This window comes from Haloarchaeobius litoreus (assembly GCF_024495425.1).
GTDB classification, from domain to species: Archaea; Halobacteriota; Halobacteria; order Halobacteriales; family Natrialbaceae; genus Haloarchaeobius; species Haloarchaeobius litoreus.
Map to the genome: position 1 here is coordinate 276,132 of NZ_JANHJR010000001.1, position 26,242 is coordinate 302,373.

Genomic DNA, 26,242 nt, shown 5'->3' on the forward strand with positions numbered 1-26,242 from the left:
GGGGCTACCCCATCATACCCGTCGAGACGACGGGGCAGTTCACCGTCGCCGCGTTGCTGTTCAGGATGTTCGCGGCGTTCGCGGACTCGAGGTCCATCACCGAGTCGAAGTCGGCGTTGTCGTAGACCGCGACCTGCCAGAGCGGCGAGTAGCCGTCGTCGCCAGGGAGCGTGGCGACCACGTTGTGGGTCTGGCTGCCCCCCATCTCGGTCATGAAGCCCGACGCGGGGCCGCCGCCGTCCATCCCCGGGTTCGTGTTGAACGTCACGAAGATGGGCGACAGCGGCACCGACCCGTCCATCGTTGTCAGCGGGGCCTCCTCGAAGGTGAAGTAGTGGACGACCTGCCCGTCGTACCAGCCCTGCACCAGCCCGGTGTCCCCGTCGCCGGCGCGCTTCGTGGCGGTCGAGCCCTCGGGGACGATGGGGCAGTTCACCAGCGTGTCGGTCTCCTCGATGCTGTAGTCGCCGTCCATCAGCGTGCTGGCGCTCGTGATGGTGTTGGCGGTGTAGTCCCCTGGCACCGTTACGCGGTGGACGTGCCAGAAGTCGTTGTAGCCGTCGTCGCCCGGGACGACGTCGACGACGTTGAGCTGGCCCTCGACCGGGGTGTCCTCGCCCTCGCGGAACAGCGCGTAGATCGGTGCCGGGCTGGTCGGCTGCACGTCGAAGTTGTAGTACTCGACCGGCTCGCCACCCGGCCCGAGTCCCCGGGTGATGAACGGTGCCTGGTCGAAGTCGATGGCCTCCCCGGGCCCGGGAAGCCCGTTCTCGTCGGAGCGCACCATGAGCGTGCCGGCGTCCTCGCTGAAGCGGTCGATGGTCGGGCGCGGTGCAGAGGCGGGGTCGGTCGGCTCCGCGTCCATCATCCCCTCGTCGGTGGTCATCTCGTCGTCGGTCATCCCGTCGTCGGTCATCCCGTCGGTCATTCCATCGTCGTCACCGCCGGCGTCGCCGCCGCCGAGACAACCGGCGATGGCCGCGAGGCCGGTCGCGCCGGTCGCCGCGAGGAACGTGCGTCGGGTGTGGTCTGGGTTCGACATCACATCCGTCCCCGACGACGAACCCGTAAAAAAGGATTTTTCGAGATTCGAGCAGAGTCTCTACAGAGTGGTTGGGAACTGGTTCTAGATTTCGGCTCGATTCAGACGGCGACGTCGGGCGTCTCGCGGTTGCCGGTCAGCCGGCCGGCGACGAACCCGAGCAGGTAGCCGTAGGCGACGTGGGTGGCGATGGACGTGACGACGAACACCGCGAGGTCTATCCCCGAGTACATGGTCCCGAAGGCGACGACGAAGCCGGTCCAGAGCACGAGCGCGAAGACGACGCCCTGTTGGGCACGGGTCGCACCCGGCAGGTACGCACCGAGCGTCGCGAACGTGAGCGGCCACGCGAGCGCGCCGGCACCGAGGAACATCGCCATCCCGAGGGCGACGTTGTCCGCACCGACACCGGCCAGTTCGGCGAGCGTCGCGAACACGCTGATCTCCGGCGCGTAGATCGCGTTCACCGCGAGCAGCACGCCCGTCATGACGGTCGTGCCGACGATGCCGCCGGCGACCGCGCCCATCGCGGCCCGGAGCTCGTCGTCCCGTTCGGCCGTTCGGTCGAACTGGTCGTTATCCTCTTCTGCACCCGAGTGACTGCTTGCCATGTCACGACGTACCACCGCCATCGTCATAAACGATTGGCCGACGGGCCGAAGGTGTTCGCGACGGACTTTTTCCCGGGGAACGGCCGGCTCAGCCGATGACGCGCTGAACGACGTCGAACGCGTCGGCACGGTCGAGGAACGCGGGGAGCCCGAGGATGGCCGCGACCGTCGCCACCCCGACGACGAACTGCGCGGGACGGTTGGTCTCCAGCGCGACTCGCACGGCGACCAGGACGACCGCCAGGACGATACCGACGGCGAGCAGGAACGCCCCCTCGGCACGCTCGCGGTGGGCCGGAATGGGCTGTATCGTCCGGCAGGCCCAGACGCCGCCGAGGGAGGAGCCGAGCACGGCGACCGTCTGTGGGTCCGCGTCGGAGACGACGACGGCCGGCACGGCGACGACCGCCCCGAGCCCGTAGCCGACCGCGGGCCGGTCGCGCCAGAGCCGGTGGCCGAGGGCGAGGACGAGCACTCCGAGCGCCGCCCCGACGAGCACGTCGCCGAGGTAGTGGACGCCGAGGACGACCCGCGAGAGCCCGACCGACACGGCGAGCAGTCCGGCTGCGAGCGCCTTCGGCGGCTCCTCGAACCAGTCGAACTCCAGTGCGAGCCCGCCGTAGACGACGACCCCGGCGATGGCGTGACCGCTCGGGAAGCCGTAGCCGTCCTCCGCGACGAGCATGACCGACTCGGGTGGGCGCGGCATGGCGAAGAGCTCCTTCAGGAACAGCACGAGCGCGAACGCGAGAAAGGCGTACCCGACGACCGTCGCGGTCTCCTCGCGGCGGTAGCCCCAGTAGACGAGCGCCAGCAGCACCGTCAGCAGGCCGGGGTTGCCGAGCGCCGTCACGCCTGCGTACACGTCGACGAGCCCGTTCGGAAACGCCATCCGAATCGTCTCGCTCGCGGCCTCCAGTCGAACCATACCTTGCACGTTGAACGGCCCTGAACTGAACGCTTTCGCTTCAGCGGTCGGCCCAGTCGACCATCCGGGCGTACACGTCGTCGGTCGCGAGCGTCTCGCTGTCGCCGACGAGGACGAGCGAGCGCTTCGCCCGCGTCAGCGCGACGTTCACCCGGCGGTAGTCCTCGAAGATGGGACTGTCGAGGTCGCCAGAGGCGACGAAGGAGACGACGATGACCTCCTTGGCGGAGCCCTGGAAGCGGTCGACCGTGTCGACGGCGACGCCGACGGGCACGTCCCGGGTTATCTCGGCGACCTGCGCCCGGAAGGGTGCGATGACGCCGATGTCCTCGGGTTCCAGCCCGGCTTCGAGGTAGGCGTCGACGACCCGTCGGACCTCGGCTGCTTCGACGGCATCGGTGTGGCGGCCGTCGTCGCCCGGCGTGTCGACCATCGAGACGCCGTCACGCAGCGAGTCGGGCAGCGCCCCCACGTCGACGTGGTCGAGGTCGGCGAGCGACCGGGCAGCCACTTCGCCCGTCGCGGGCCGTAGCTGGCCGTCGTAGAACTCCCGCGAGGGGAACGCCTGGATGCGCTGGGACATCCGGTACTGACGGTCGAGCAGCACGCCCGCCTCGGGATGGGTGTTCATCATGCGCTCGAACAGCGACCGCGACAGGTCGGTGTCGGCGCGGACGACCGGTGGGAGCTGCTGGTGGTCGCCGACGAGGACGAACCGGTCGGCGAGGTTGACCGCCGCGAGGGTGCCGGGCTCGGTGAGCTGGCCGGCCTCGTCGACGAGCGCCACGTCGAACGCCTGTTCGCGCATCACCGTCGAGCCGCAGGTCGCGGTGGTCGCGGCGACGACACTGGCGGACTCGAGCTCGCCGGCGCGCTCTTGCGGGTCGCCGTGACGGCGCAGCCGGAGGTCCTGCATGTCCTCGCGGACGCCCGATTTCGTGCCGATTCGGACGATACTTCCCAGGCCGTCGTCCTCGAACCCGGTGTCCCGAATCGCCTCCAGTGCGTTGTCGACGGCGCGGTTGGTGAACGCCGAGAGGAGGACTCGCTCGCCCCGCTCGACCATCGCCCGGACCGCCTTCGCGATGGTGTAGGTCTTGCCCGTCCCGGGCGGGCCGTGGATGAGCGCGCAGTCGTCGGCGGTGACGGCCATGCGGACCGCCTCGTCCTGCGCGTCGTTGTTGTCCACGAAGGTCTCGTCGGTGGGCTGGAACGTCGGCGACTCGCGGCCGAACAGCACGTCCTTCCGGCGCTCGTCGCCCTTCAGCAGCGCGTCGTGGACCGCGGTGAGCAGGCGTGACGGGCCGATGTCCGAGGGGTAGACGTCGAGCCGGTGCACGTCGACGGGTTCGTCGGCGGTGAAGACGATCTCGTCGTCGCCGAGGCGTTCGATGGTTGCGAGTTCGGAGTGCCCCCGAATCGGGTCGCCGTCGCTCGCCAGCACGTAGTCGCCCTCGCGTATCTTCGAGACGGCGGCGGAGGTGCGCCGGGCCGTCAGCTCCCAGCGCCCCGCCGGGAGCTCCCGCTTCCCGACGGGTTCGAGGTCGACGAGTGCGCGGTCGTCGTCGGCGCGCTCGGCCGCGGTCTGCCGCCAGAGCTTCACGAACTCGTCGTGGGCCGCGTCGCGCTCGGCCTCGATGGCGTCGTAGGTGCGCTCGAAGTACTCGCGCTCGTCCTCGGGGATGGCGGTGCCGATCTGGCCCGCCTTGGACTCCTGGTTCAGCCGGCCGGAGACGACCATGCAGGTGTCCTGCTCGAAGCAGTAGTCGCACCTGGCGTCGGCCTCGTAGCCCGTCGGCACGTCCGCGTCGAACTCCATCGCTGCGATCTCGTTGCGGGCGCGGACGACGAACTTCAGGAGGCCGTCGCCGATGGAGAACTCCTTCGCCGGCGAGAAGTCGCCGGTGAACTCGTCGCGGTCCAGGGCCTCGTTCTTCGTGTAGAGCAGTGTGCCGGTGTCGGCGGGGACGCCACGCTCCTGGAGCAGCAGGGCGTAGGCGGCGGCCTGTATCTTGTCGTGGAATCTGGGTTCGCTCTTGAGGTTCTTCCCGGTCTTCAGTTCGACGGGCTGGCCCCGACGGATGGCGTCGGCCCGTCCCTTGATGCCGAACGTCTCGGAGACGAGCAGGCGCTCGGAGCGCCACTCGTCCTCGTCGGCGAGCCGACCCTGCTGGAGCCAGCCCGCGATGGCCTGGGCGTTCTGGGCCACCTCCCGCTCGACGTCCGCTGCCGACCGGTCGAGCAGGCCGAGTTCGAGCGCCTGCTCCGCGACGCGGTCCTCGACGGCCTCGTCGAACTCCCGGCCGCGGAGCAGGTCCCCGAACACCTCGTGGACGACGGTCCCCTTCACCACCGGGTAGGCGAGTGGGACGCTGGAGAGCTTGTTCAGGTAGTACATCCGAGGGCACTGCACCCACTGGCGCACGTCGGTCACGTTGACGAGGAAGTCCGGCTCGACGACGACGTACGAATCTCCGGTCGTCGAGAACGAGAGTTCGCCCTCGTACTCCTCCTGCTTCGGCTCGGTGACCAGCAGCTCCATCCCCGGTTCGAGCACCTCGGCGGTCTCGGTCCAGCGTCCCCACAGCGTGACGGTCGTCGGCGTGTCCTCGGGCCGCTCCAGCCCGACCTCCACGAGCTCGCTCGTGCCGTGGCTCGTGTTCACTGACCGTTCCTCCCCGACCGTCGTGACGATACCGCGAACGCTCACGCTCACCTCTCGGTCGTCACCGTTCATAAACCCGGCGCGGCACCGGTACCCCCGTCGTGTCGGGGTTTGATATGTGCCGCGGCAGAACCCTGCAACCATGTCACAGTCGGACGACGGCGTCCCGGTTCTCACGCCGGTCGCCGACGCGCTGGAACGGGTCGTGTTCGCCCCGTGGTACCGCTGGTTCGTCCGCGGCCTCCTCGTCGCGGCCGCGCTCGTCGGGCTCGTCCACCTGATTCGGGCGACGACGGACACGCTGGCGCTCTCCCCGAGCGGCACTCGGCTGCTCTCACAGCTCACGAGCGTCGTCGTCACGCTGTTCGTGCTCGCCGGCGCGCTTCAGCTGCTCCTCGTCGCCCGCGGGGTGCGCCGCCGCGAGGAGACCGTCGCCGAGTCCGCCGCCGGCGTCGAGAAGTCCGCCGACGAGGTGAGGTCCGCCGCCGAGGAGCTGGAGGAGACGGTCGAGCAGTCGGTCGAGGAGGGCGGTGCGCCCGAGGAGACCGCCGAGGAGATCACCGAGCGCGCGAAGCACGTCGAGGAGCAGGCCGACGAGGTCAAAGAGACCGTCGAGGGCGTCAAGGAGGAACTGCACGGGCCGGCGGAGAAGGACGAGGAGTCCTGACGTTCTGTTGCGAGCCTCCGGATGCGAGACGACACAGGAGTCCCGCCAGCCAGGGACCGCAGGGACGAGGACCGCGAGACGCGGAGCGTTCTGACGACCCAGCGAGTTCTGGAAGTGTCGCCCACCGGGGCGCTCCGGCTGGTGTCGACAGCAACAGTCGAAACCCGTCCGCCGTGAACTCCGGCAGCGTCGACGCCGTCCACGGACCTCGGGCACCGATACGTTCTTGCGACCGTACGAACTAGCCCCGTCCATGCGCGTTCGAGACTGGGACGACATCGTCGCGGACGTGGTCGAGTCGGGTGCGGAGCCCGAGGGCTGGCGGGCGGTCGCCGGCGACCGCGCGAACGGGCTCGGCGAGGACCTGTATCTCGGACACCCGAACAGCGGCGTCTACCACCTGAAGACGTACGCGAAGAACCCGTTCGAGGTCCACGGTGTCGGGACGCGGGTCGCCCGACGGCTGGACGACGAACTGGAGCCGCTGTTCCCGGGGAGGACGGACGGGAGCCGGTTCGCGGTGCAGTCGCCGCCGGAGGACGAGGACGAGGCGGCGGACGCGGCGAAACGACTGGAGGCGGTCGTGGAGGCACACGCCGACGCACCGACGACGCCGGGGGACTTCTTCGACGACGTGATGGACGCGCTCGACAGCCCGGCGTTCGGGCCGATGGAGTTCGACAACTACGACCGGCCGGAGGGGCTGGACGACCTGGCGACGACGTTCGAGGACGCCGAGGACGTCCTGAACACGGAGCTCGACGAGGTCATCGAGGCCGACGGCGTGGACCGCGGTTTCATGTGACAGGGGCGACCTGTCGGCCGGCGTCGAGACGTCGGGGTCGAACGGGGGTTTCAAATCCGCCGGGGCCGTTGCTCCGGGTATGACTCCCGAGGAGACCGTCCTGGACTACTACGAGGCGTTGCGCCGGGGCGAGCCGCTGTACCCGTACTTCGTCGAGCGTGCGGAGACGTGGAAGGCCGCCATCAGCACCGAGTACAGCGGCTACGACGCCGTCAGCGAGGCGCTGCGAGAGCAATCACGGACCACCGACGAGTGGACCGTCGAGAGCGAGGCGCTGTCGGTCACCGAGCGCGGGGAGCTGGCGCTGTTCACCGACGCGGTCCGGCTCGCGTGGACGAACGTCGAGACGGGCCAGCGGTTCGGCTTCGACTCCCGCTGGAGCGGCGTGCTCGAACCCATCGACGGCGACGACGAGGAGTGGGGGTTCGTCCAGATGCACGTCTCGGCACCCCAGACGTTCTGACATGGTCGGGCCATCGATGACCGGCGAGGACCGAGAGGAGGGGATGAAGCGCATCCAGTACACGTTCGTCGTCATGGTCGCTGCGTCGGGCGCACTGGTCGCGCTGCAGGCGGAGGCGTCGCTGGCGGTCATCGGGGCGGCGGCGGTCGGCGGGGCCGTCGCCGGCGCGCTGCTGTGGTGGTACCTCGTCAGTACGTTCCGGTCGTCACAGCGGGAGACGGAAGCGCGGTCGCGGCGATAAGCGGGAGCGACCTAGATGCCCATCCGGCTGACCCACGCGCCGGGGTCGTCGAGCTCGTCGTCGGTCGGCAGGTTCTCGTGCGACTCCCAGACGAGGCCTGCGGCCTCCAGCCCGCGCAGGGCTGCGACGCCCTCGAAGAACCTCTTGCCGCGCTCGTACTGCTGCCGTTTCAGACCGAGCCCGAGCAGTCGCTTCGCGAGCTTCGAGAGGGGGCCACCGCCCTGTCTGCGGGCGTCGACCTTCGCGCGGAGGTCGGCGTACTCGTCGTCGAAGGCGTGGTCCATCAGCAACTCTGCGTAGCCCTCGACGACGGTCATCGCGACGTTCATCTCGCGGAACGCCTCGCGGTCGAAGCCGCCGTGGGAGAGGTCATCCAGCCCCTCCTCCATCCGTTCTTCGAGGTAGTCGGAGAGCCACGGTGCGGCCCCGAACTCGGCGGCGTGGGTCACCTCGTGGAAGGCGATCCAGCGCCGGAACCGGGGGAAGTCGACGTGGAGGTCGGCGGCGACCTGCCGGATGTTCGGGTGGACGAAGTAGAGCGCGTGGTCGGCGTCGACCTCGTCGGCGAGCAACAGCGGGTCGTACTGGCCGAGGACGTTCCGCGCGAGGAAGCCGAGCATGAACGACATCGTCCCGGTGTTGACGGCGCGTGCGACGCCGGGGAGGAAGTCGGCCTGCTGGCCCTCCAGCGGTTCGAGCACCCGCCGGAAGGTGGCGACGTTGGCGTCGATCCAGTGGTGGCGGTGCTGTATCTCGATGGTGTCCGGCACGTCGAAGTCGATGGCGGCGACCTCCCGGACGCGGTCACGGGCGTCCCGCACGTCGGTCGCGTATCCCGACCGCTCGGCGGCGGTCAGGTCGACCGACCCCGGCCGGGTGCCGGCACGGGCCGCCTCGACGACGGCGTCCCAGTCGATAGCACCCTCGCCGTTCCCGGAGGATGCGACCGCCCGGACGCTATGAAAGAGGTTCACACGGCCGGGTTGGGACCGCGCACGCAAAACGTTTCTGTGTGTTCGAGTCGGCGCTACTCCTCGATTTCGACCATCTCGGGCTCGAACTCTTCGGATTCCTCCTCGGCACCGCCGCCGAGTGCCTTCTTGACGCCGAACGCGACGAGCGCGAGCACGACGAGGCCCACGAGGATGGCCACGGGGTTCGGACCGGGGAGACCGGACGACTCCGAGTCGTCTCCCCAGTCGATGTCGACCTCGTCGTCGGCCGCTGCCTCCTCGAGTGCGTCCTCCTCGTCGTCACCGCCGAACGTCGGACCGAAGCTCGTGTCGCCGTCGAAGTGGAGTTCGAACAGTGTTATCTCCATACGAATCAGTTCTTCGACAGTGGACTTAGCGGTTGTGCCTCACACGGTGGGCAACGCGGTGCCGACGCCACGGGGTCGTCGCACCGGGTCGGTTCTGGACCGTCGGGTTCAAACGGGGGCCGTCCCATCGTCCGATATGGACGAGACCGAACGCGAGTTCCTGACGGAGCTGCTGGAGACGCCGAGCCCGTCGGGCTACGAGACGCACGGACAGCGGGTCTGGGTCGAGTACGTCGAGCAGTTCGCCGACGAGGTACGCACGGACGCATACGGCAACGCCGTGGCCGTCGCCGAGGGGAGCGACGACGCCCCCTCGGTGGCGTTCACCGGCCACGCCGACGAGATCGGCTTCGCCGTCAACCGCATCGACGACGACGGCTTCCTCCACCTCGCACCCATCGGCGGCTCCGACCGGACCGTCTCGAAGGGCCAGCACGTCACGGTGCACACCGGCGACGGCCCGGTGTCGGGCGTCGTGACCCAGACCGCCATCCACCTGCGCGAGCGCGACGGCGACGAGTTCGAGGACATCACCCAGCAGACCGTCGACATCGGTGCGGAGGACGGCGACGCCGCCCGCGAGACCGTCGAGGTCGGCGACCCCATCACCTTCTCCAGCGGCGTCGAGGAGCTCATGGGCAGCCGCCTCGCGGGCCGCGCGCTCGACAACCGGGTCGGCACCTGGGCCGCCGCCGAGGGGCTGCGTCGGGCCGCCGAGGCCGACGTGGACGCGACGGTGTACGCCATCTCGACCGTACAGGAGGAGCTCGGCGCGCAGGGGGCGAGGATGGTCGGCTCGGAGGTCGACGCCGACGCGGTCGTCGTCGTCGACGTCTCCCACGTCTCGGACTACCCCGGCGGGAAGGCGGACAAGGCGGGCGACACCGAGCTGGGCGGCGGTCCCATCGTCGGCCGGGGCGGCGCGAACCACCCGGTAGTCGCACAGGCCGTCCGGAAGGCAGCCGCGGACGCGGACATCGACGTGCAGCTGCAGGCCGACCCGAACGCCGGCGGCACCGACGCGCGTTCGTTCTACACGGCACGGGGCGGCGTGCCGACGCTGAACCTCGGCGTCCCGAACCGCTACATGCATACGCCGGTCGAGGTCGTCGACACCGAGGACCTCGACGCCGTCGCCGACCTGCTCGCCGCGTTCGCCGGACAGAGCGTCGAGTACGACTCGTACGCCGTCGACGTGTAACGGGAACGACAGGCCGACCGCGACTCGGTACGTTTAAGAACGCGTCGGAAGGCCGTGTGAGTATGAGTGAATCGAGTGGCCGACCGCTTGACGTGCTCGAAGCCTCCGTCGGCGAGCAGGTCACGGTCCGACTGAAAGGTGGCGAGGAGTACGACGGCGAACTCACGGGCTACGACCAGCACATGAACCTCGTACTGGACCGAGGCGACAACACAACCATTATACGCGGCGACAACGTCGTTTCGATAACTCCATGACCGGTGCAGGAACCCCCTCTCAAGGTAAAAAGAACATCACGACGCACGTCAAGTGCCGACGGTGTGGCGAGAAGTCCTATCACGTGAAGAAAAGCGTCTGCTCCTCGTGTGGCTTCGGCAAGTCCGCCAAGCGCCGCGACTACGAGTGGCAGTCGAAGGCCGGCGAGTAACTCCCGCAATTCTCACTCGCGTTCTCCGGTCGGTGAGCCGTGGCTCCGTCGTCCGACCTACCGTCGCTTCGGCGCTCAGCCCGACAAGAATATGCACGAACGTGTGTATTCTATCGGTTATGATCGGCCAGTAGGACACAACCACGGGGATTTTTACCGTCCGGTACCTGACCCTCTCACATGACACACGGGTCGGGGCAGTCCCCGCACCGGAGCGGACCAACCGAGAAATGCGGCGTCGTCGGCGTCGCGCTCGACGACCGCGCCGCCGCGCGGCCGCTGTACTACTCGCTCTACGCGCTCCAGCACCGCGGGCAGGAGTCCGCGGGCATCGTCACCCACGACGGGTTCCAGCAGCACGACCACGTCTCGATGGGGCTCGTCGGCGACGCCTTCGACGAGGCCGACATCGAGCGGCTCAACGGCGAGTCCGGCATCGGCCACGTGCGCTACCCGACCGCAGGCAGCCTCGACAAGTCCTGCGCACAGCCGTTCACCGTCTCGTTCAAGTCCGGCTCGCTCGCCCTCTCCCACAACGGGAACCTCGTCAACGCCGACGAGATCCGCGACGAGCTGGCGGGGCTCGGGCACGCGTTCACCTCCGACGGCGACACCGAGGTCATCGCCCACGACCTCGCGCGGAACCTGCTGGAGGCCGACCTCGTGCGCGCGGTCAAGCGCACGATGAGCCGCATCCACGGCTCGTACTCGCTGACCATCATGCACGACGAGACCGTCCTCGGGGTGCGCGACCCCGAGGGCAACCGTCCGCTCTGCATCGGCGAGCTGGAGGACGGCTACGTGCTCGCCTCCGAATCGGCCGCCATCGACACGCTCGACGGCGACCTCGTCCGCGACGTCGAGCCCGGCGAGCTCGTCGTCCTCCACGAGGACGGCTCCGGCTTCGACTCCTACCAGCTCGTCGAGCGCGAGAACACCGCGCACTGCTTCTTCGAGCACGTCTACTTCGCGCGCCCCGACTCCGTCATCGACGACGAGCTCGTCTACGAGGTCCGACGCGAGCTCGGTCGCCAGCTCTGGGACGAGTCTGGCATCGAGACCGACGTGGTGATGCCCGTCCCCGACTCCGGGCGCGCGTTCGCCTCCGGCTACGCGGAGGCCTCACAGGAGGCCGGTGCTGGAACCGAGTTCGCGGAGGGCCTGATGAAGAACCGCTACGTCGGCCGGACGTTCATCATGCCCACCCAGGACGAGCGCGAGCGCGCCGTCCGCCTGAAGCTCAACCCCATCAAGTCGACCGTCGAGGGCAAGACGGTGACGCTCATCGACGACTCCATCGTCCGCGGGACGACCTCGACCCAGCTCGTCGCCCTGCTCAAAGACTGCGGCGCGGAGGAGGTCCACATGCGCATCGGCGCGCCGCCCATCGTCGCGCCCTGCTACATGGGCATCGACATGGCCACCCGCGAGGAGCTCATCGCGGCCAACCAGGACGTCGACGACATCCGCGACGCCATCGAGGCCGACTCGCTCTCCTACCTCTCCATCGACGCCGTCGCGAAGGCGCTGAGCCGTTCGCGCGCAGACCTCTGTCTCGGCTGTGTCACCGGCGAGTACCCGTACGACATCGACGGCGAGGCCACCGACCGCGAGGTCGAGCGTCCGGTCATCGAGGGAGCGGACCTCGCGGCCGACGACTGAGGACACGCCACGCCCATTGCTACCACACGTTGTCACTCGTTTAAGCCATGGGCGCGTGACGGTTCTCTCATGCCCGGAGCACCCTTCCTGGAGGGCGACAGCGTCGACCTCTGCACCATCGAGAAAGACGACGCCGAGTTCCTCACCGAGGCCCTGAACGACCCCGAGGTTCGCGTGCCACTCGGCATCGCCGAGCCGAAGAACGAGACACAGCACGAGGAGTGGATCGAGGAGCAGGTGTCCAGCGACGAGGGCTTCAACCTCCTCGTCGTCGCCGACGACGAGCCGGTCGGCGTCATCAACTCGAACTGGCTGAGCGAGCGCCACGGCCACGCGGTCATGTCGGCGTGGCTCGCGAGCGACGCCCAAGGCCAGGGCTACGGGGCCGATGCCACGAGCACCTTCATCGACTTCCTCATCGACGAGCGACGCATGGAGACGGTGCGAGCGGAGGCGTTCGCGTTCAACGAGCGGTCCAACGCGATGCTCCAGTCCATCGGTATGGAGCGCGTCGGCACCATCCCGAACTGGGCGTTCGTCGACGGCGAGCACCACGACTCGCACATCTACGCCGTCACGGCCGACCAGTGGCGGAACCGGAACTGAGCAGTCGGTCCGCTCAGTAGACGCTCGCCGGCACCAGGTACAGCAGGACGTAGACGACCGTGCCGAGGACGAACGAGATCAGCCACAGCGGGGCGGCGATCCGCCCGATCTTCGGGTGGGCCGTCTCGGAGAGCTCGCTCATCGGTCGGGTCACCGCGAGCAGGAGCACGTAGTACAGCAGCGGGATGCACGCGATGGCGAGTATCATGTGGATCGCCAGGATGGCGAGGTACGCGAGCTCCGCCACGCCCGAGCCGGGGAACGAGTTCGGCCCCTTCAGCGCGACCTTGTAGAGGTAGAGCGCGAGGAACGCGACGAACAGGACGACGCCGGTCAGCATGAGCGTCCGGTGGCGGTCGTACCGGCCCTGTTTGACGGCGCGCAGTCCCGCGAGGATGACGACGACGGCGACGACGCTGATGGCGGCGTTCACGTGTGGAATGGCCGAGAGCACCCACGCCGGCGCGGCCGGCAGCAGCGAACGGGGGATAAGCTGTCGCGCCGCGCCGAAGACCAGCGCCAGCGAGACGATGGAGAGGACGGCTGTCACCGCCGGAACGTTCCGCTTGACCGTCTGTTGCATACGCGGGTCTCGGGGCGGGACGCCCAAAGCCGTTACTCAGTCGACTCGACCAGCAAGACGCCCCGCTCGCCGAGGCTCTCGTGGGGCTGGCAGACGAACTCGTAGCGACCGGTCGCCTCGAAGGTGTGGGTTCGTTCGTGACCGGCGTCGAAGACGACCCCATCCTCGTTCGTCCAGTCGGAGTCCTCGGGCATCGACTCCATGTAGACGTTGTGGCTGTCGGACTCCCAGACGAACGTCACCCGCGTTCCGGGCGGGACGCTCACCGGGCGCTCGGTGCCCGGCTCGTACACGAAGCCGCCGTCGGCACCGACGCTGATCTGCGCGGTACCGTCGTCGCCGAGGCGGACCGGGCCATCTGGATGCTCGGTCCCGGTTTCGGGGGGTGCTCCCGTCTCGGTGACGACTATCTCACCGACCATGCCGATGCTCTGGTGTGGCTCGCAGAGGAACTCGAAGGTGCCCTTCGTCTCGAAGGTGTGGCGGTACGTGAACCCGGCGTTCTCGACCTCCGGGTAGCCCTCCCACGAGGAGCCGGCCGGCGTGCTCTCGACGGCGATGTTGTGGCTGTCCGACTCCCAGCCGAACAGGACCTCCGTCCCGGGCGTGATGTACAGCGGTTCGTCGGTGCCGGGCTCGAAGACGTACTCGCCGCCCGGGCCGACCTCGACGACCGTGCTCTCCGTCGTCTGGCCGCCCGAGCCGTCCCCATCGTCGGACATCTGGTCCGGTTCGTCGGTCGTCGTCGGGGGGTCGGTGGACGGTTCCGCCGTGGCCGTCGGGGTTTCGGTCGCCGTCGGCGTTCCGTCGCCGCCACCGTCGGAGCTACAGCCCGCGAGCGAGCCGAGGAGGAGCGTCGTGCCGGTCGCTTTCAGTACGGTGCGCCGTCGCTTCGTTGCTGTGTCGTCTGTGTCGTGCATCGGGGACCAGTCCTCGGTCCATCTTCAGGACGCACCGTAAAAGTATCCCTGAACGCGTTCCCGGCCGCTGGGAACCGGACCGTCGCCGAACCCTGCGCTGTCAGGTTCGCCATCGATGGTGAGCTGTCGTTCCGGTAGAGCGCGCTGTCGGGGATCTGCTCCTTGCCGAAGCTCGGACCGGCCCAGAACACCGACAGCGACTCATGCCCGGTCCGTTCGAAGAACGTGACCGTGATGCGGTGGGTGCCGGCCTCCAGGTCGATGGTGCCGGACTCCTCCTCGTAGGGGTGGGTGCCGTCGTTGTCCACGACGACCTCGGTGCCGATCGCCAGCCGGCTCCCGTCGTCCGAACCGGTCCAGAACGTGTACTGGCCGTCCTCGGGCACCTCGACGTAGCCGGTGTAGCGAACGGCGAACTCGTCGTCCCGCTGTCGCACCGAGATGTCGAAGTTGGATACGTCGCCGGTGTCCACCGGCGTCTCGCTGTCGAAGTTCGGCAGGCTGTTCCAGTAGCCCTCGTAGTACTCGTACTCCACCCCGGCTTCGAGGCTGCCCGGCGAGTCCGGCGCGCGCAGGTCCTCGACGGTGACGGTCCGGCTGGTCGAATCGCTCCGCCCGCTCGACCCCTGTACGGTCAGGCTGACGGTCCGGTCACCGCCCGACGTGTACTCGTGGTCGACCGTCGGCCCGCTCGTGGTCGTCGTGGTGCCGTCGCCGAACGCCCACTCGTAGGACTGGACGGTGCCGCCGTCGTCACGCGACCCGCCCGCGTCGAACGAGCAGTTGTAGCCGACGCAGCTCGCGTCGAAGTCGGCCACGGTCGTCGGCTGGGTGTAGAGCGCACTCGCCGGCACCGGCTGCTTGCCGTCGGTCGGGCCCTCCCACGACACGTCCAGCACCTCGTTGCCGGTGTGCTCGAAGTGCGTGACTGTGATTGGGTGCAGACCGGCCGAGAGCGTCACCGTGCCCGAACGCTCGCGCGCACCGTGCAGCCCCCGGTTGTCGACGACCCGATTCCCGTCGATGTACAGCTCGCTCCCGTCGTCGGAGGTCGTGTAGAACGTGTACTGGCCGTCCGCGGGCACGTCGACGTAGCCGACGAACCGGAACGCGTACTCCGCGCCACGGTCGCGGAGCGAGATGTCGAACGTCGGCGTCGACCCGGTCCGCTCGGGCGTCTCGCTCGCGAAGTTCGGCATCGAGCTGTACTGGCTGCTCGCCTCGTAGTACTCGTAGGTGAGGCCCTGTGCCAGCCCCACCGACGGGGCGGCATCGGTCGGCACCCGGTACTCGGCGAGGATGGCCGTTCGCCCGTCGTCACCCGGTGCATCCCAGACCACACGGACCGTGTCGCCCCGCTGGAACGCGGTCGGGTACGTCACGTTCCCGGCGACGGGGCTGTTCGTCGCGTTCAGCCGGAACGTCTCGCCCGCGCGCATCTCGAAGTCGCCGCTCCCAGTCCATGTGTAGTTCCGACGCGTCCCCCCGTCGGCCGGGACCACCTGGATGGTCACGGCCTCCGTGTTCGTGTCCGACAGCGACTCGCCACCCCCGTGGGACACGTCGAGCACACCCGTCTCCGCGTCGTACTGGAACTCGAACTCGGCCTGCGGCGTCGGCTCGCCGAGTACCTCGGTCAGGCTCGCCCCGGTCAGGAACACCGCGCCCGCCGCGACGAACGCTACCGCGATGATCAGTACGACTGCGAGCTGCGAGTTCAACCCCCGGTCGTCCATCATCCCATCACTCCCTGGCGAGAATTGTCTTCCAGACTACAAAAGTCGCGTGGCCGTTTCGGGCTCCGCTCGATGCGGGCGGCCGGAGTCGGCCGTCCTGGAGCCCGAACACGGTGGCGCGGCTGTTCGAGTGTTGCGTCGAAAGGAATATGCGTGGGTGCTGTCCGTCAGGAGAGCACCCGCATCGTGTTGGCGGTCGAGTTGGTGACCACCTGTGCGATGCGTGGGACCGGATTTGAACCGGCGGACCTCTACAGGACAGCGCCCTCAACGCTGCGCCGTTGGCCTGGCTTGGCTACCCACGCTCGCTGTGTCTTGCTGCACTCCTGCGTTTCACCGGGATAAATAAAAGCGTGTCCTTTTTCGGCCGCCGGAGGGCGTGGTAGCGACGGGCAGGGTGCGTGACACTGAACAGCAAAGCGGGGTATTCAAATGTGCGCCCACGGTAGGGGAGCGTATGGCGAAGTACTCGACGGGTGACTCGTCGGGTGGCGGCGACGGGGACACCTGCGAACTCTGCGGTGCGGCCAGCGACCGACTCCGGATGGCGAACGTCGCCGGAGCGGAACTGGAGGTCTGTCCCGACTGCGCCCCGCACGACGACGCCCAGAAGACTACGAGCGGTTCCAGCGGCGACGGCAGCAGCCGCGACCGCGGCGAGCGCAAGCGTACCGCCGCCCGGAACACGGCCCGCACCTCCAACTGGGACGGCGACACCTCCCACTGGGAGGAGGGCGGCACGAACTACGACGACGACCAGCTGCCCTACCTCGTCACGGACTACGGCAAGCTGCTGACCGAGGCCCGCCAGGACGCCGGCCTCCAGCGAGACGAGCTCGCCGAGGAACTGGACACCGACGAGGCCGACATCATCGCTGTCGAACAGGGCCGGGCGGCGCGTGCCGGCATCGGCGGCGGCCTCATCGCGAAGCTCGAAGACAGGCTCGACGTGCAGCTCTCCGAATCCTGAGTTTGGGTCTTCGATCAGCGATCCAGTTCTGTGGCAGGTGAGAGACCGGGACGCGTCCCCCGAAAGGAGTCGACCGTTGTATAGCTGCACCTGACGTGGCGCTACCAGTGCGTGTTTCTCACCCTTTGTCAATAACTGCGTGTTGGATACAGAGGATGCAGTTAGAAACCGACTTTCCTTCGTTTCGACGTCTGTTCGCTGAATGTGCTGATAGACCGAGCATGCGAATCTACCGTGTTCCTCCCCACCGAGGACACTAGGAACATACCCCACGAGAAGAGTGCGTCAGCAGTTGAATCACGCAACAGTTCGGTAACGTCGCCGCAGTAGAAATCCAGCAACAGGGAGCGCGACGATCTCTGTTATCACTAGCACCACAAGGAGTTCGATTCCGAAGGATAGCACCAGAATTGCAGTCGGTACGGCTCCAACCACGACCGGGAGTGCGAGATGCACTCGGTCGTTGAAAGGGCCGAACATCGTGATGAGCGAGACTGAAACGAGGCTGGCAACAGCCACGATCAATAGACCACCGCCAATCAGCGCGGCGATGAGGAATCCGAGAAGTGCGAGGCCAGTACCGTCCGCTGCGCCGGGTGCGTCGGCAGGGACGGCAGTTGGTGAGGCAGACTGCGCCGCAACAGTTGTGGAACACGCAAAAACGACAAGGACGGCGCGGAGGGGCTTCCAATTATGCATCGTTCTACGGGCGGTGGACGCACGTGCCCCATAAATGTCTTCTCTGTATCTACCACTTCGGACAATCGAAGCCGGGAGAATCTCTTATGGTCGATTCGCGCTCTGTACTCAGCAGACCTCCCAGAGAACCACCCGCCGCTGTCGGGGTTCGCAGTGGTCGGTATCCTACCCCTCGTTCACACGGTAACAAAATCCGATTCCCGTTCGTGAATGACAAGGAGGCCGACGTTCTCAGTCGTAGAGCGGGTTCGCGTCGCAGAGCTCCGCGACGGTCGCCTCGACGTCCGTCTTCACCGACTCGTCCTCGGGCGAGTCGACGACCTGTGCGATGCAGTCCGCGACGACGCGGATGTCGTCCTCGTCGAAGCCACGGGTCGTCAGCGCGGGCGTCCCGATGCGGATGCCGGAGGGGTTGAACGCCGAGCGCGTCTCGCCGGGGACGGTGTTCGCGTTCAGGACGATACCGGTGTCCTCCAGGGCCTCCTCGGCGTCGCCGCCGGTGGTGTCCGGGTGCGACGGTCGGAGGTCGACGAGCACGAGGTGGTTATCGGTGCCCCCCGAGACGAGGCTGAAGCCGTGCTCCTGGAGCTGGTCGGCGAGCGCCCGCGCGTTGGCGACGGTCTGCTCGGCGTACTCCTCGAACGAGGGGTCGAGGGCCTCCTTGAAGCCGACGGCCTTGCCCGCGATGTTGTGCATGAGCGGGCCGCCCTGCCCGCCCGGGAAGACGGCCTTGTCGATGTCGTCGGCGTACTCCTCGTCGCACATGACGATGCCGCCGCGGCCGGCGCGGATGGTCTTGTGCGTCGAGCCGGTGACGAAGTCGGCGACACCGACCGGCGAGGGGTGTGCGCCGCCGGCGACGAGCCCGGTGATGTGGGCGATGTCGGCGAGATGCAGTGCGTCCGCGGCGTCGGCGGCCGCCTGGATGCGCTCCCAGTCGACCGTGCGCGGGTACGCGGAGTAGCCCGAGACGACCATGTCCGGCTCGAACTCCTCGGCCATCGCGTGGAGCTCGTCGTAGTCGATGTAGCCGGTGTCGGTGTCGACCTCGTAGGATTCGACCTCGTAGAGCTGCCCGGTGAAGTTGGCGGGGTGGCCGTGGCTGAGGTGGCCGCCGTGGCTCAACTCCATCGAGAGGATCCTGTCGCCGGGTTCGAGCATCGCGAAGTAGACCGCCTGGTTGGCCTGCGTGCCGGAGTGGGGCTGGACGTTGACGTGCTCGGCACCCCAGAGCTCCTCGGCGCGCTCGATGGCCAGGTTCTCCACCTTGTCGGCGTACTCGCAGCCGCCGTAGTAGCGCTTTCCGGGGTAGCCCTCGGCGTACTTGTTCGTCAGGGCGGAGCCCTGTGCCTCCAGGACGGCCTCGGAGACGTGATTCTCGCTGGCGATCATCGCCAGCGTCTCGTTCTGGCGTGTGACCTCGCCTGAGAGGGCGTCTGCGACCGCCGGGTCGACCTCGCGGACGTGCTCGTAGTCCATGCGAGAAGACCCGACCGGTTCGGGCATAAGTGTACTCGTCTCCGGGCGATACTGCCACCGAATATGTACTCTCGTACGTTTCCCGATACATCTAACTGCTATTAGTTACATCTACCAACGCGAATGATAGAGTGGGAGGTGACGTCCACGGGGCTCCGGGTCGTCGACCCTGGGAACTCGGAGTTCACGGTCGAGGGTCCGAACCTCTCGGTGACCGGTGACGGCGTCTCGCTCCCGCGACCGGTCGACGCCACGCTCTCCTGTCGAACCGACGAGGTCCGTTTCCCCATCTCGGTGGTGTACGTCGCCTCGGAGTCGAGCGATGCCACCTACGAGCTCGAGAACGACACCGGCCCGCTCGAGCTCCCGACCGGGGAGTACATCGTCGACCTCGACACCGACATCAAGACGTACCTGCGCGCGGACGGGCCGCTCGCCATCTCGAAGACGCCGGACTTCGAGGAGGTCGTCGTCAGCTTCGCCGAGGAGACGGACGTGACCCTCGGCTTCCGGAGCCGGAACGTCCGGCCGTCGGGGCGGATCGTCGTCCCGCCGACGCCGAAGGGGCTGGCCGTCGCGCTCAGCCACCTGCCGTCGTCGCACAAGACCACCGCGCCGGACCGGACGTATCCGACGTTGCGGGGACACCCGCCGCTCGTCGAGACGGGCGACACCGTCGAGGTGTCCTCGACCATCAGGGACGCGACGCCGGACGTCGGTATCGAACTGCTCGTCCCGCCGTCGTTCGAGGAGCTGTACGTCACCGCCCCGCTCGCGTACTACCTGCAGGCGGATGTGGAGACGGTACCGGACATCGAGGCCCCGATGCTGTGTGCGCCCGGGGCGGGCATCCGTCACGAGCTCGGGACGATGCCGGACCTGGAACGGCGGGTAACCCGGGTCCTCCGGAAGACGTTCTTCCTCGACTGTCTGGTCCGCAACGCCGGGCCGTACGGGACGAACCTCGCCGAGGAGAGCCTGCTCGACGCGCTCGGCCTCGATGCCGAGTCACTGTACCACGGGAGTCCGGTCGACCGTCTCGAAACCTACCTCGACGTCCCCTATGCAGCGCTCGAACACAGGCTGCCCGACTGGCACCTCTCGATGTACGTCGAGCCGAGCGCCGACACGCTGGAGACCATCCCGTTCCTGCTGCACGACCTCGCGGCCATCTACATGCCCCGGACGTCGGAGCTGGAGGGGTCGGAACTGGTCGAGCGGTCGCTCGACGACTTCTACCGGGCGACCGGCCCCGGCGAGGTCGCGTCCGTCGATGTCGTCAAGCCCGAGCTCCGTGCGGGTCGGGTCCACGGCTGGCTGGCCGATGGCGTCCCCATCGACGTGTTCAAGTGCACGCCGGCGGCGTACCGGAACCGGCTGTCGGTGCTCGACCGGCAGCACGAGACCGCCGAGGTGACCGTCGTACTCAACGACGAGAAGATGGACGACGAGCACATCGACGTGGGCCGCATCTACCGGGAGCACGCGGCGGACCTCCCGCTGTCGGTGAACGTCGTCGACCACCTCGGCACTGTCGCGCTCGCCCGCGTGCTCGAGGACGACAACGACTTCGTCCACTACATCGGACACTGCGAGACGGAGGGGCTGCGCTGTCCCGACGGCTACCTCTCCGCCAGCAGCCTCTCGTCGTGTGGCACCCAGACGTTCTTCCTGAACGCGTGTGGCTCGTTCCACGAGGGGATGGAGCTCGTCGAGAAGGGGGCAGTCGCGGGCGGGGTCACGTTCACGCAGGTGCTCAACGACCACGCGGTGAAGGTCGGTTCGGCGTTCGCACGCCTGCTCATCCACGGGTTCAGCTTCGAGCGGGCACTCCGCATCGCGCGCCGTCGGATCATGATGGGCAAGGACTACGCCGTCGTCGGCGACGGCACCTACACCCTGACCCAGACGACGAACCGGCTGCCGACGACCGCCGAGCTGGAACGGCTGGACGACGACCGGTTCTTCCTCACGTTCGACCAGTTCTCGCTCCAGCACGCCGGCAGCTACTACCACCCGTACATCGAAGGGAACGAGTACTCCTACCTCTGTGGCAACGAGTCGGAGTTCGCGCTGTCGAAGCCGGCGCTGCTCGACTTCCTCGAACGGGCGGACACGTCTGTCATCTTCGACGGGGAGTTCTGCTGGTCCGACGACCTCTACGTCCAGCTAGCGAACGAGTAACGGGTTCAGGGGCCCGTGTAGGGACTACTTCCGCCGTCGTGGCTGTTCGTCCCGTTGTGGTTGGAGGCGGGAGGAACACGTTGCATATGCGACTACACCAACCTGTCTCCCAATCTGACTTATAGATTGTGGAGAACCGAGTACTGTCGGTTAGGTATTACATACCTTCGACCACCGAAGCGAGACCGCGTGGATCCCTTCGAACCTAAACCTGTAGTCCAGTTGGTTGGTTTTGGGAAGTAAAGTAATTCGGCGTTATATGCTATATCATCCCACGTTACACTCCCTCAATCTTCCTCTCGTTTACATAGGGGCGGAATCAAGAGTGGATTGCCAAGATTTGAGGTTGTGCTGGCCAATAAAATTAAGTAGCGCGGGGCCGTTTTGTTGTGCATAGGCATGAGTTCGAATTTACTCGACAGACAGATTGACGATATCCTCCACACCGTGCTGGAGGATACCACGGGCGACGTGTTCGTGGTGAACCCGTCGGCCGACGCGATCGAGGAGTTCGTCCGCGTCGCCACTCGCTTCGAAGGCGAGCTTCCGACGGTCCACATGCTCGCGGACGAGCGAACCTTGAAGGACGTCATGGACGACTTCATAGTGGCGTCGAACGCGGCCGACCTCGTCGAGCGGGGCGCGCTCGAGCTCCGCACGGTCGAGGAGACCCCGGAGAACTCGCTGCTGGTCACCGAGGACAGCGTCGTCGCACTCGTCACGGCGGGCAACCGTGTCGGTGGGCTGACGACCGAGGACGAGGAGTTCGTCACCACAGCGTACGACGCCTACATGGCGTCCTGGGAGGACGCGGAGCCGTTCAAGCTCCGCACGCCGCCGATCTCGCGTGTCCGCGAGTCGCTGAAGACCGACATCAGCCCGGAGGCGGAGGAGGACTTCACGAACATCCTCAACTCGCTCGAGACCGCTCGCGGCGACGGTGAGGGGCTCGACGAGGTCACCATCTCGCTGCTCGTCGCCGCGAAGAACGAGGCGCTGCTGTACGACATCAGCAAGTGGGGCGAGGACGTGGGAATCGCCAGCAAGGCAACATTCTCCCGCACGAAGACGAAGCTCGAGGACATGGGCCTCATCGACACCGAGAAGGTCCCCATCGACGTCGGCCGGCCGCGCCTGCGCCTGAAGATCGGTGACGACCGCCTGCGCAACGCCGACAACGGGCAGCTCGCGACGGTCGCACAGTCCATCCTCAACTGATCCGGTCACTCCATTCTTCGGCCGCTACCACCCCAGGAGTGGCGACGCCCTCGGCGGGGTTTCTGTCCTCGGCGAGAGGGCACCAGGTTGGCCGTTTGCGGTACATTTAAGAGTCTGGCACCGATTGTTTCAGGTGACGCTTCGCTTGGAGGGCCGAAGCGTCAGCGGGGACCAATTCAGGGCGGCAAGCGACCACGCGGGCCCACTATTCCCGCGTGGTCTGCTTTCCTGTTTCGAACAGTAATCCTGGAGCGGCCGCTTCGCCGTGATGCGTCAAAGAACGAGATAGCGAGCCGCAGGGCCGTCGATTACTCGATTGCGAGGTCGCTGGTGTCGCCGGTACCACCGGACTGACCTTCGTCCCACTCGAGCTCGAACTCGATGCTGAGTTCGCCCTCGCTTGCGCCCTTGCTCGTCTCCCGTTCGGCCTTGACCTCGAACTCGACGCGCTCCGGCGGGTCCATCGTGACCGAGTCGCTGCCGGCGGTGAGCGTCAGGGAGCCGCCGCCGTCGAGCTTGTCCGCGACGGTCCGCAGGTACTCGGCGACGTCTGCACGGGTCCGCATCGCCTCCGTCTTGAACAGGACTTCTTCTGGCATGCATTCCAATACGTGGCGACACACCATAAGTGTCTCAACTCAGAGGACATAGACAGATTCCATACAATTTTGCCTGTATCTGCCAGATATCATCTCTATCGGTGAGTTCCTATAGTCACGGGAAACTGGATAAATAAGGCATTCGCCCCGGTGAGACACTGAATATGCAGGGCCAGGCCGACATACTTAATAATAGTCGACAATAAATCGCGAGCGACGTTCCCCCAATGCACGACCTGACAGGATTCCAGCGCGATTTACTGTATGTAATCGCCGGGAAAGACGAACCACACGGACTCGCGATCAAGGAAGAGCTAGAGAACTACTACGAGAAGGAGATTCACCACGGTCGGCTCTACCCGAACCTCGACACACTCGTCGACAAAGGGCTCGTCGAGAAGGGTCAACGGGACCGGCGGACCAACTTCTACACGCTGACGCGTCGCGGGCGCAGGGAGATCAGCGCTCGCGACGAGTGGGAGTCGCAGTACGTCGAGTGAACAGGCACACGCTCGACGACGAGTGACAGGCACTCACTCGTCGCTCTCACCCGCAGGGGAGCCACCGGGCACATCTTCTGTTCCAGTCTCCGCGGGCTGGTCCGTCGCCGTCTCGAAGTGCGACGGGTCGACCGCGTAGGGCTGGACGCGTTCCGCGTTGAGCAGCTCCGGCAGCACCAGCCGAGCGAAGTGGACCGAGAGCACCAGCAGCATCGGTCCGAGGAAGATGCCGTACCAGCCGAACAGCAGCGGCCCGAAGATGTACGCGAACATCACCGACCCGACGTGGAGGTTCCGGCCGGAGACGTAGGGACGCAACACGAGGTCGGGGATGACGTCGACGATGACGAACGAGACGGAGACGAACAGCACCGGGAACCAGAACACGCCGGTCGGCTCCTCGGTCGCCGCACGGAAGAACAGGAAGGCGGCGACGGGGAAGTAGACGAGCTTCATCCCGACGACGGGGATGAGGCTGGCAGCCCCGGCGAGCAGCCCGACGAGTGCGGCGTACGGGATGGCCCCACCCTGGGGTGCGTACACGTTCAGGAGGCTGTAGGAGATCGCGCCGATGGTGCCGGTGAGAAAGGCGTTGAGGATGTTGCCGAAGAAGATGTTTTTGAAGTCGCGGTCGACGACGCGGAGGTACGCCGCGAGCACGCCCCGGTCGTCACCGAAGGTGGTCCGGAACCACCGCGAGAGCTTGTGACCGTCCCGGAGCAGGTAGAACGCGATGGCGATCATCACGAACACGTGGAGCAGCCCGGTGGTGACGAAGCCGATGTAGCCCTGGGCATCGCTCGCGAGGTTCGTGACGAGGTCGAGCCCCTCCGGGTCCGAGAGGAGCTGTTCGGGGTTGTTGACCGCCGAGGCGATGTCGAAGTACGGGTCGAGGATGTCGGAGATCTGGTCGACACCGCCGGCGCTCGCGTCGCCGGTGCCGTCGCCCGTCCCCCCGTCCGCGCCGCCGTTCGCCTGTCGCTCCTGGAGGTTCTCCAGGAACACGTTCAGCTCCTGGAGCCCGATGGCGACGGCGTAGGCGAGCAGGAGCAGGAACGGCAGTGCGAGGGTGAAGATGGCGACGGTGGCCGCCAGGCTCGGCGGACGGACGCCGCGTCGCCGCATCCGGCGGTAGATCGGGCGGGTTGCGTAGTAGATGAACACCCCGAAGACGAACGTCCCGACGAACGAGTAGAACACCCAGAACAGGATGGCCCCGAGGGTGAACGCCAGCAGCCACCACGCGGCCTCCGAGCGTCGGACGTCGAGGCCTAACATACGTTTGAGAGCGCGGGCAACGGGGAAAAAGGTTCACCGTGATACCTCGCCGTCACGAGGGCAGGTTTTTTATCTGGCAACGGGGTACGATGTGGGATGAGCGTCGTACTCCAGGGCTCCGAGAGCCTGTCGCTGGACAGTGCGGTCATCCGGCTGGTCCTCGCGGGAGCCCTCGGTATGTTCCTCGGCCTCGAACGGGAGTGGTCGCAGAAGTCGGCCGGGGTCCGGACGTTCTCGCTCATCGCGGTCGCCGGTGGCGTGTTCACGCTGCTCGCCATGAACACGCAGTGGGGCGGGCTGTTGCACGTCGTCGGTGGGGTTCTCGTCGTCGCCCAGGGCGTGGTACTCGCGGTCCGGGGGCTCATGGAGGGCGGGGAGAGCGGGCTGGCGCTGACGACCTCGATGTCGATGCTCGTGACCTACGGTGTCGGCGCACTCGTCGTGAGCGGCTTCGTCCTCGAAGGCGTCACGGTGGCGGTGCTGTCGTCCATGCTGCTCGTGTTGAAGCGCGAACTCCATTCGTTCGCGGACAACCTCTCCCGTGAGGAGGTGCGGTCGGGGGCGGAGTTCGCCATCCTGGCGTTCGTCGTCTACCCGCTCCTGCCCGTCGGGGAGCAGACGTACGCCTACGAGCCCCTGGGTGTCGAGGCGATCAAGATCGAGCCACGCGTGGTCTGGCTGATGGTCGTCACGGTCGCCGCCATCGGCATCGTCAACTACGCGGTCGTGATAACCTACGGGAGCCGCGGCATCGCCGTCACGGGCTTCTTCGGCGGGCTGGCGTCCTCGACGGCGGTCGTGGGCTCGATGATGGACCACGTTAGCCAGCAGGACGACGCGGTCTCCTACGCCGTCGCGGCAATCCTGCTCGCCGACGCCGCGATGGCGCTGCGGAACCTGTTCATCGTCGTCGCGTTCTCGGTCTCGACGGACATCCTCGTCCCGACGGCGGTGCCGCTCGTGCTGCTCGTGCTCGGCTCGTTCGCGGTCGCGGCGTGGTCGGCGGACTGGCGCGACAGCGTCGAGATGGAGCTTGAGAGCCCGTTCTCGCTCCGCTACGCGCTCGGGTTCGGCGTGATGTTCCTCGCGGTGCTCGTGGTCGGTGCCGTCGCCGAGGCGCAGTTCGGTGCGGAGGGGTTCATCGCGACGGCGGTCGCCTCCGGGCTGGTGTCGAGCGCCGGCGCGACCACCTCGGCGGTCCTGCTGCATCGCGGCGGGACGCTCACCACCTCGACGACCGTCATCTCGGTGCTGCTCGCGACCGCGTCGTCGGTGCTCGTCAAGGCGGGGCTGACTGCCGCGAGCCCGAACCGGGAGTTCGCCCGTCAGGTCGCCATCTTCAGTGGGGTGCTCGTCGTCGTCGGCGGCGTCGGCGCGGTCGCCATCCTGTTCGCGTGAGGCCGTCGTCCCCCGTGCAAATGTTGCGGGGAACTAAAC

Annotated in this window: 27 protein-coding genes and 1 tRNA gene; 14 read left to right on the plus strand and 14 right to left on the minus strand. The window is 67.2% G+C overall.

Annotated elements, in window-relative coordinates:
* Nucleotides 1–4 precede the first annotated feature (4 nt).
* The 4 genes from NOW55_RS01455 to NOW55_RS01470 form a co-directional block, all read right to left on the minus strand.
* Nucleotides 5–1,042: a hypothetical protein gene (locus NOW55_RS01455; RefSeq protein ID WP_256398277.1), complete on the minus strand. Its 1,038-nt coding sequence runs from the start codon at nucleotides 1,040–1,042 to the stop codon at nucleotides 5–7.
* A gap of 101 nt (nucleotides 1,043–1,143) precedes the next feature.
* On the minus strand, nucleotides 1,144–1,653 hold the full coding sequence (locus tag NOW55_RS01460; protein WP_256398278.1) for a DUF6789 family protein: 510 nt from the start codon (nucleotides 1,651–1,653) through the stop codon (nucleotides 1,144–1,146).
* Nucleotides 1,654–1,741: 88 nt separating this feature from the next.
* Nucleotides 1,742–2,581, minus strand: a complete 840-nt coding sequence (locus NOW55_RS01465; protein WP_256398279.1) for a phosphatase PAP2 family protein — start codon at nucleotides 2,579–2,581, stop codon at nucleotides 1,742–1,744.
* Between the two features lie 40 nt (nucleotides 2,582–2,621).
* Entirely contained in the window at nucleotides 2,622–5,291 is a 2,670-nt protein-coding gene (locus tag NOW55_RS01470) for an AAA domain-containing protein (protein WP_256398281.1), read from the minus strand.
* Between the two features lie 97 nt (nucleotides 5,292–5,388).
* Here NOW55_RS01470 and NOW55_RS01475 point away from each other — a divergent pair, with 97 nt between their 5' ends.
* The 4 genes from NOW55_RS01475 (at nucleotide 5,389) to NOW55_RS01490 (ending at nucleotide 7,422) form a co-directional block, all read left to right on the plus strand.
* The gene (locus tag NOW55_RS01475) at nucleotides 5,389–5,913 is read left to right on the plus strand and encodes a hypothetical protein (RefSeq protein WP_256398282.1); all 525 of its coding nucleotides are present in this window, start codon (nucleotides 5,389–5,391) and stop codon (nucleotides 5,911–5,913) included.
* 253 nt (nucleotides 5,914–6,166) lie between these two features.
* Nucleotides 6,167–6,718, plus strand: a complete 552-nt coding sequence (locus tag NOW55_RS01480) for a hypothetical protein (RefSeq protein ID WP_256398283.1) — start codon at nucleotides 6,167–6,169, stop codon at nucleotides 6,716–6,718.
* A gap of 79 nt (nucleotides 6,719–6,797) precedes the next feature.
* Entirely contained in the window at nucleotides 6,798–7,181 is a 384-nt protein-coding gene (locus NOW55_RS01485; RefSeq protein ID WP_256398284.1) for a nuclear transport factor 2 family protein, read from the plus strand.
* Between the two features lies 1 nt (nucleotide 7,182).
* Nucleotides 7,183–7,422, plus strand: a complete 240-nt coding sequence (locus tag NOW55_RS01490; protein WP_256398285.1) for a DUF8527 family protein — start codon at nucleotides 7,183–7,185, stop codon at nucleotides 7,420–7,422.
* 11 nt (nucleotides 7,423–7,433) lie between these two features.
* Here NOW55_RS01490 and NOW55_RS01495 read toward each other — a convergent pair whose 3' ends face one another.
* Together NOW55_RS01495 and NOW55_RS01500 are read right to left on the minus strand one after the other, a co-directional pair.
* Nucleotides 7,434–8,396: a zinc-dependent metalloprotease gene (locus NOW55_RS01495; protein WP_256398286.1), complete on the minus strand. Its 963-nt coding sequence runs from the start codon at nucleotides 8,394–8,396 to the stop codon at nucleotides 7,434–7,436.
* 53 nt (nucleotides 8,397–8,449) lie between these two features.
* Entirely contained in the window at nucleotides 8,450–8,743 is a 294-nt protein-coding gene (locus tag NOW55_RS01500) for a hypothetical protein (RefSeq protein WP_256398287.1), read from the minus strand.
* A 136-nt stretch (nucleotides 8,744–8,879) separates the two neighbouring features.
* Here NOW55_RS01500 and NOW55_RS01505 point away from each other — a divergent pair, with 136 nt between their 5' ends.
* The 5 genes from NOW55_RS01505 to NOW55_RS01525 all read left to right on the plus strand — a co-directional run bounded on the left by NOW55_RS01505 (nucleotide 8,880) and on the right by NOW55_RS01525 (nucleotide 12,639).
* Entirely contained in the window at nucleotides 8,880–9,944 is a 1,065-nt protein-coding gene (locus tag NOW55_RS01505; protein ID WP_256398288.1) for a M20/M25/M40 family metallo-hydrolase, read from the plus strand.
* A gap of 62 nt (nucleotides 9,945–10,006) precedes the next feature.
* Nucleotides 10,007–10,201, plus strand: a complete 195-nt coding sequence (locus NOW55_RS01510; protein WP_256297427.1) for an LSM domain-containing protein — start codon at nucleotides 10,007–10,009, stop codon at nucleotides 10,199–10,201.
* Nucleotides 10,198–10,371, plus strand: coding sequence for a 50S ribosomal protein L37e (locus NOW55_RS01515; protein ID WP_256398289.1), 174 nt, complete (start codon nucleotides 10,198–10,200; stop codon nucleotides 10,369–10,371). The genes NOW55_RS01510 and NOW55_RS01515 overlap by 4 nt, the downstream gene beginning before the upstream one ends.
* A 180-nt stretch (nucleotides 10,372–10,551) precedes the next feature.
* Nucleotides 10,552–12,033: an amidophosphoribosyltransferase gene (gene purF / locus NOW55_RS01520; RefSeq protein WP_256398290.1), complete on the plus strand. Its 1,482-nt coding sequence runs from the start codon at nucleotides 10,552–10,554 to the stop codon at nucleotides 12,031–12,033.
* Between the two features lie 69 nt (nucleotides 12,034–12,102).
* Entirely contained in the window at nucleotides 12,103–12,639 is a 537-nt protein-coding gene (locus tag NOW55_RS01525) for a GNAT family N-acetyltransferase (RefSeq protein WP_256398291.1), read from the plus strand.
* Between the two features lie 13 nt (nucleotides 12,640–12,652).
* Here the strand turns inward: NOW55_RS01525 and NOW55_RS01530 are convergent, their stop codons facing one another.
* The 4 genes from NOW55_RS01530 to NOW55_RS01545 all read right to left on the minus strand — a co-directional run bounded on the left by NOW55_RS01530 (nucleotide 12,653) and on the right by NOW55_RS01545 (nucleotide 16,183).
* Nucleotides 12,653–13,222, minus strand: a complete 570-nt coding sequence (locus tag NOW55_RS01530) for a DUF420 domain-containing protein (RefSeq protein ID WP_256398292.1) — start codon at nucleotides 13,220–13,222, stop codon at nucleotides 12,653–12,655.
* Nucleotides 13,223–13,254: 32 nt separating this feature from the next.
* On the minus strand, nucleotides 13,255–14,142 hold the full coding sequence (locus tag NOW55_RS01535) for a plastocyanin/azurin family copper-binding protein (protein ID WP_256398293.1): 888 nt from the start codon (nucleotides 14,140–14,142) through the stop codon (nucleotides 13,255–13,257).
* Entirely contained in the window at nucleotides 14,094–15,881 is a 1,788-nt protein-coding gene (locus NOW55_RS01540; RefSeq protein ID WP_256398294.1) for a PA14 domain-containing protein, read from the minus strand. The genes NOW55_RS01535 and NOW55_RS01540 overlap by 49 nt, the downstream gene beginning before the upstream one ends.
* Nucleotides 15,882–16,098: 217 nt before the next feature.
* A tRNA-Leu gene (locus NOW55_RS01545) sits at nucleotides 16,099–16,183 on the minus strand.
* Nucleotides 16,184–16,335: 152 nt separating this feature from the next.
* Here NOW55_RS01545 and NOW55_RS01550 point away from each other — a divergent pair.
* Entirely contained in the window at nucleotides 16,336–16,848 is a 513-nt protein-coding gene (locus NOW55_RS01550; RefSeq protein ID WP_256398295.1) for a helix-turn-helix domain-containing protein, read from the plus strand.
* Nucleotides 16,849–17,145: 297 nt separating this feature from the next.
* On the opposite strand, the gene NOW55_RS01555 is transcribed toward NOW55_RS01550, so the two are convergent.
* Both NOW55_RS01555 and glyA read right to left on the minus strand, forming a co-directional pair.
* Nucleotides 17,146–17,547 (minus strand): hypothetical protein, encoded by a 402-nt coding sequence (locus NOW55_RS01555; protein WP_256398296.1) that lies wholly within the window; start codon nucleotides 17,545–17,547, stop codon nucleotides 17,146–17,148.
* Between the two features lie 231 nt (nucleotides 17,548–17,778).
* Nucleotides 17,779–19,026 carry a serine hydroxymethyltransferase gene (gene glyA, locus NOW55_RS01560; RefSeq protein ID WP_256398297.1) on the minus strand — a complete coding sequence of 416 codons (1,248 nt, stop codon included), beginning with the start codon at nucleotides 19,024–19,026 and terminating at the stop codon, nucleotides 17,779–17,781.
* Between the two features lie 123 nt (nucleotides 19,027–19,149).
* Between glyA and NOW55_RS01565 the strand changes: the two genes are divergently transcribed.
* Both NOW55_RS01565 and tbsP read left to right on the plus strand, forming a co-directional pair.
* Nucleotides 19,150–21,210 carry a hypothetical protein gene (locus NOW55_RS01565; RefSeq protein WP_256398298.1) on the plus strand — a complete coding sequence of 687 codons (2,061 nt, stop codon included), beginning with the start codon at nucleotides 19,150–19,152 and terminating at the stop codon, nucleotides 21,208–21,210.
* Between the two features lie 399 nt (nucleotides 21,211–21,609).
* Entirely contained in the window at nucleotides 21,610–22,428 is an 819-nt protein-coding gene (gene tbsP, locus NOW55_RS01570; RefSeq protein WP_256398299.1) for a transcriptional regulator TbsP, read from the plus strand.
* A gap of 308 nt (nucleotides 22,429–22,736) precedes the next feature.
* On the opposite strand, the gene NOW55_RS01575 is transcribed toward tbsP, so the two are convergent.
* Entirely contained in the window at nucleotides 22,737–23,027 is a 291-nt protein-coding gene (locus tag NOW55_RS01575) for an amphi-Trp domain-containing protein (RefSeq protein ID WP_256398300.1), read from the minus strand.
* Between the two features lie 227 nt (nucleotides 23,028–23,254).
* Between NOW55_RS01575 and NOW55_RS01580 the strand changes: the two genes are divergently transcribed.
* Nucleotides 23,255–23,527 carry a PadR family transcriptional regulator gene (locus NOW55_RS01580; RefSeq protein WP_256297442.1) on the plus strand — a complete coding sequence of 91 codons (273 nt, stop codon included), beginning with the start codon at nucleotides 23,255–23,257 and terminating at the stop codon, nucleotides 23,525–23,527.
* Between the two features lie 33 nt (nucleotides 23,528–23,560).
* Here the strand turns inward: NOW55_RS01580 and NOW55_RS01585 are convergent, their stop codons facing one another.
* Nucleotides 23,561–24,805: an AI-2E family transporter gene (locus NOW55_RS01585; protein ID WP_256398301.1), complete on the minus strand. Its 1,245-nt coding sequence runs from the start codon at nucleotides 24,803–24,805 to the stop codon at nucleotides 23,561–23,563.
* Between the two features lie 96 nt (nucleotides 24,806–24,901).
* Between NOW55_RS01585 and NOW55_RS01590 the strand changes: the two genes are divergently transcribed.
* Nucleotides 24,902–26,203 (plus strand): MgtC/SapB family protein, encoded by a 1,302-nt coding sequence (locus NOW55_RS01590; RefSeq protein ID WP_256398302.1) that lies wholly within the window; start codon nucleotides 24,902–24,904, stop codon nucleotides 26,201–26,203.
* Nucleotides 26,204–26,242 lie beyond the last annotated feature (39 nt).

Excerpts from the sequence above, each read along its gene's own strand:
- NOW55_RS01455 (WP_256398277.1), bottom strand. The coding sequence starts at position 1,042 with ATGTCGAACCCAGACCACACCCGACGCACGTTCCTCGCGGCGACCGGC.
- NOW55_RS01460 (WP_256398278.1), bottom strand. The coding sequence starts at position 1,653 with ATGGCAAGCAGTCACTCGGGTGCAGAAGAGGATAACGACCAGTTCGAC.
- NOW55_RS01465 (WP_256398279.1), bottom strand. The coding sequence starts at position 2,581 with ATGGTTCGACTGGAGGCCGCGAGCGAGACGATTCGGATGGCGTTTCCG.
- NOW55_RS01475 (WP_256398282.1), top strand. The coding sequence starts at position 5,389 with ATGTCACAGTCGGACGACGGCGTCCCGGTTCTCACGCCGGTCGCCGAC.
- NOW55_RS01480 (WP_256398283.1), top strand. The coding sequence starts at position 6,167 with ATGCGCGTTCGAGACTGGGACGACATCGTCGCGGACGTGGTCGAGTCG.
- NOW55_RS01485 (WP_256398284.1), top strand. The coding sequence starts at position 6,798 with ATGACTCCCGAGGAGACCGTCCTGGACTACTACGAGGCGTTGCGCCGG.
- NOW55_RS01490 (WP_256398285.1), top strand. The coding sequence starts at position 7,183 with ATGGTCGGGCCATCGATGACCGGCGAGGACCGAGAGGAGGGGATGAAG.
- NOW55_RS01500 (WP_256398287.1), bottom strand. The coding sequence starts at position 8,743 with ATGGAGATAACACTGTTCGAACTCCACTTCGACGGCGACACGAGCTTC.
- NOW55_RS01505 (WP_256398288.1), top strand. The coding sequence starts at position 8,880 with ATGGACGAGACCGAACGCGAGTTCCTGACGGAGCTGCTGGAGACGCCG.
- NOW55_RS01510 (WP_256297427.1), top strand. The coding sequence starts at position 10,007 with ATGAGTGAATCGAGTGGCCGACCGCTTGACGTGCTCGAAGCCTCCGTC.
- NOW55_RS01515 (WP_256398289.1), top strand. The coding sequence starts at position 10,198 with ATGACCGGTGCAGGAACCCCCTCTCAAGGTAAAAAGAACATCACGACG.
- purF (WP_256398290.1), top strand. The coding sequence starts at position 10,552 with ATGACACACGGGTCGGGGCAGTCCCCGCACCGGAGCGGACCAACCGAG.
- NOW55_RS01525 (WP_256398291.1), top strand. The coding sequence starts at position 12,103 with ATGCCCGGAGCACCCTTCCTGGAGGGCGACAGCGTCGACCTCTGCACC.
- NOW55_RS01530 (WP_256398292.1), bottom strand. The coding sequence starts at position 13,222 with ATGCAACAGACGGTCAAGCGGAACGTTCCGGCGGTGACAGCCGTCCTC.
- NOW55_RS01535 (WP_256398293.1), bottom strand. The coding sequence starts at position 14,142 with ATGCACGACACAGACGACACAGCAACGAAGCGACGGCGCACCGTACTG.
- NOW55_RS01540 (WP_256398294.1), bottom strand. The coding sequence starts at position 15,881 with ATGATGGACGACCGGGGGTTGAACTCGCAGCTCGCAGTCGTACTGATC.
- NOW55_RS01550 (WP_256398295.1), top strand. The coding sequence starts at position 16,336 with ATGGCGAAGTACTCGACGGGTGACTCGTCGGGTGGCGGCGACGGGGAC.
- NOW55_RS01555 (WP_256398296.1), bottom strand. The coding sequence starts at position 17,547 with ATGCATAATTGGAAGCCCCTCCGCGCCGTCCTTGTCGTTTTTGCGTGT.
- glyA (WP_256398297.1), bottom strand. The coding sequence starts at position 19,026 with ATGGACTACGAGCACGTCCGCGAGGTCGACCCGGCGGTCGCAGACGCC.
- NOW55_RS01565 (WP_256398298.1), top strand. The coding sequence starts at position 19,150 with ATGATAGAGTGGGAGGTGACGTCCACGGGGCTCCGGGTCGTCGACCCT.
- tbsP (WP_256398299.1), top strand. The coding sequence starts at position 21,610 with ATGAGTTCGAATTTACTCGACAGACAGATTGACGATATCCTCCACACC.
- NOW55_RS01575 (WP_256398300.1), bottom strand. The coding sequence starts at position 23,027 with ATGCCAGAAGAAGTCCTGTTCAAGACGGAGGCGATGCGGACCCGTGCA.
- NOW55_RS01580 (WP_256297442.1), top strand. The coding sequence starts at position 23,255 with ATGCACGACCTGACAGGATTCCAGCGCGATTTACTGTATGTAATCGCC.
- NOW55_RS01585 (WP_256398301.1), bottom strand. The coding sequence starts at position 24,805 with ATGTTAGGCCTCGACGTCCGACGCTCGGAGGCCGCGTGGTGGCTGCTG.
- NOW55_RS01590 (WP_256398302.1), top strand. The coding sequence starts at position 24,902 with ATGAGCGTCGTACTCCAGGGCTCCGAGAGCCTGTCGCTGGACAGTGCG.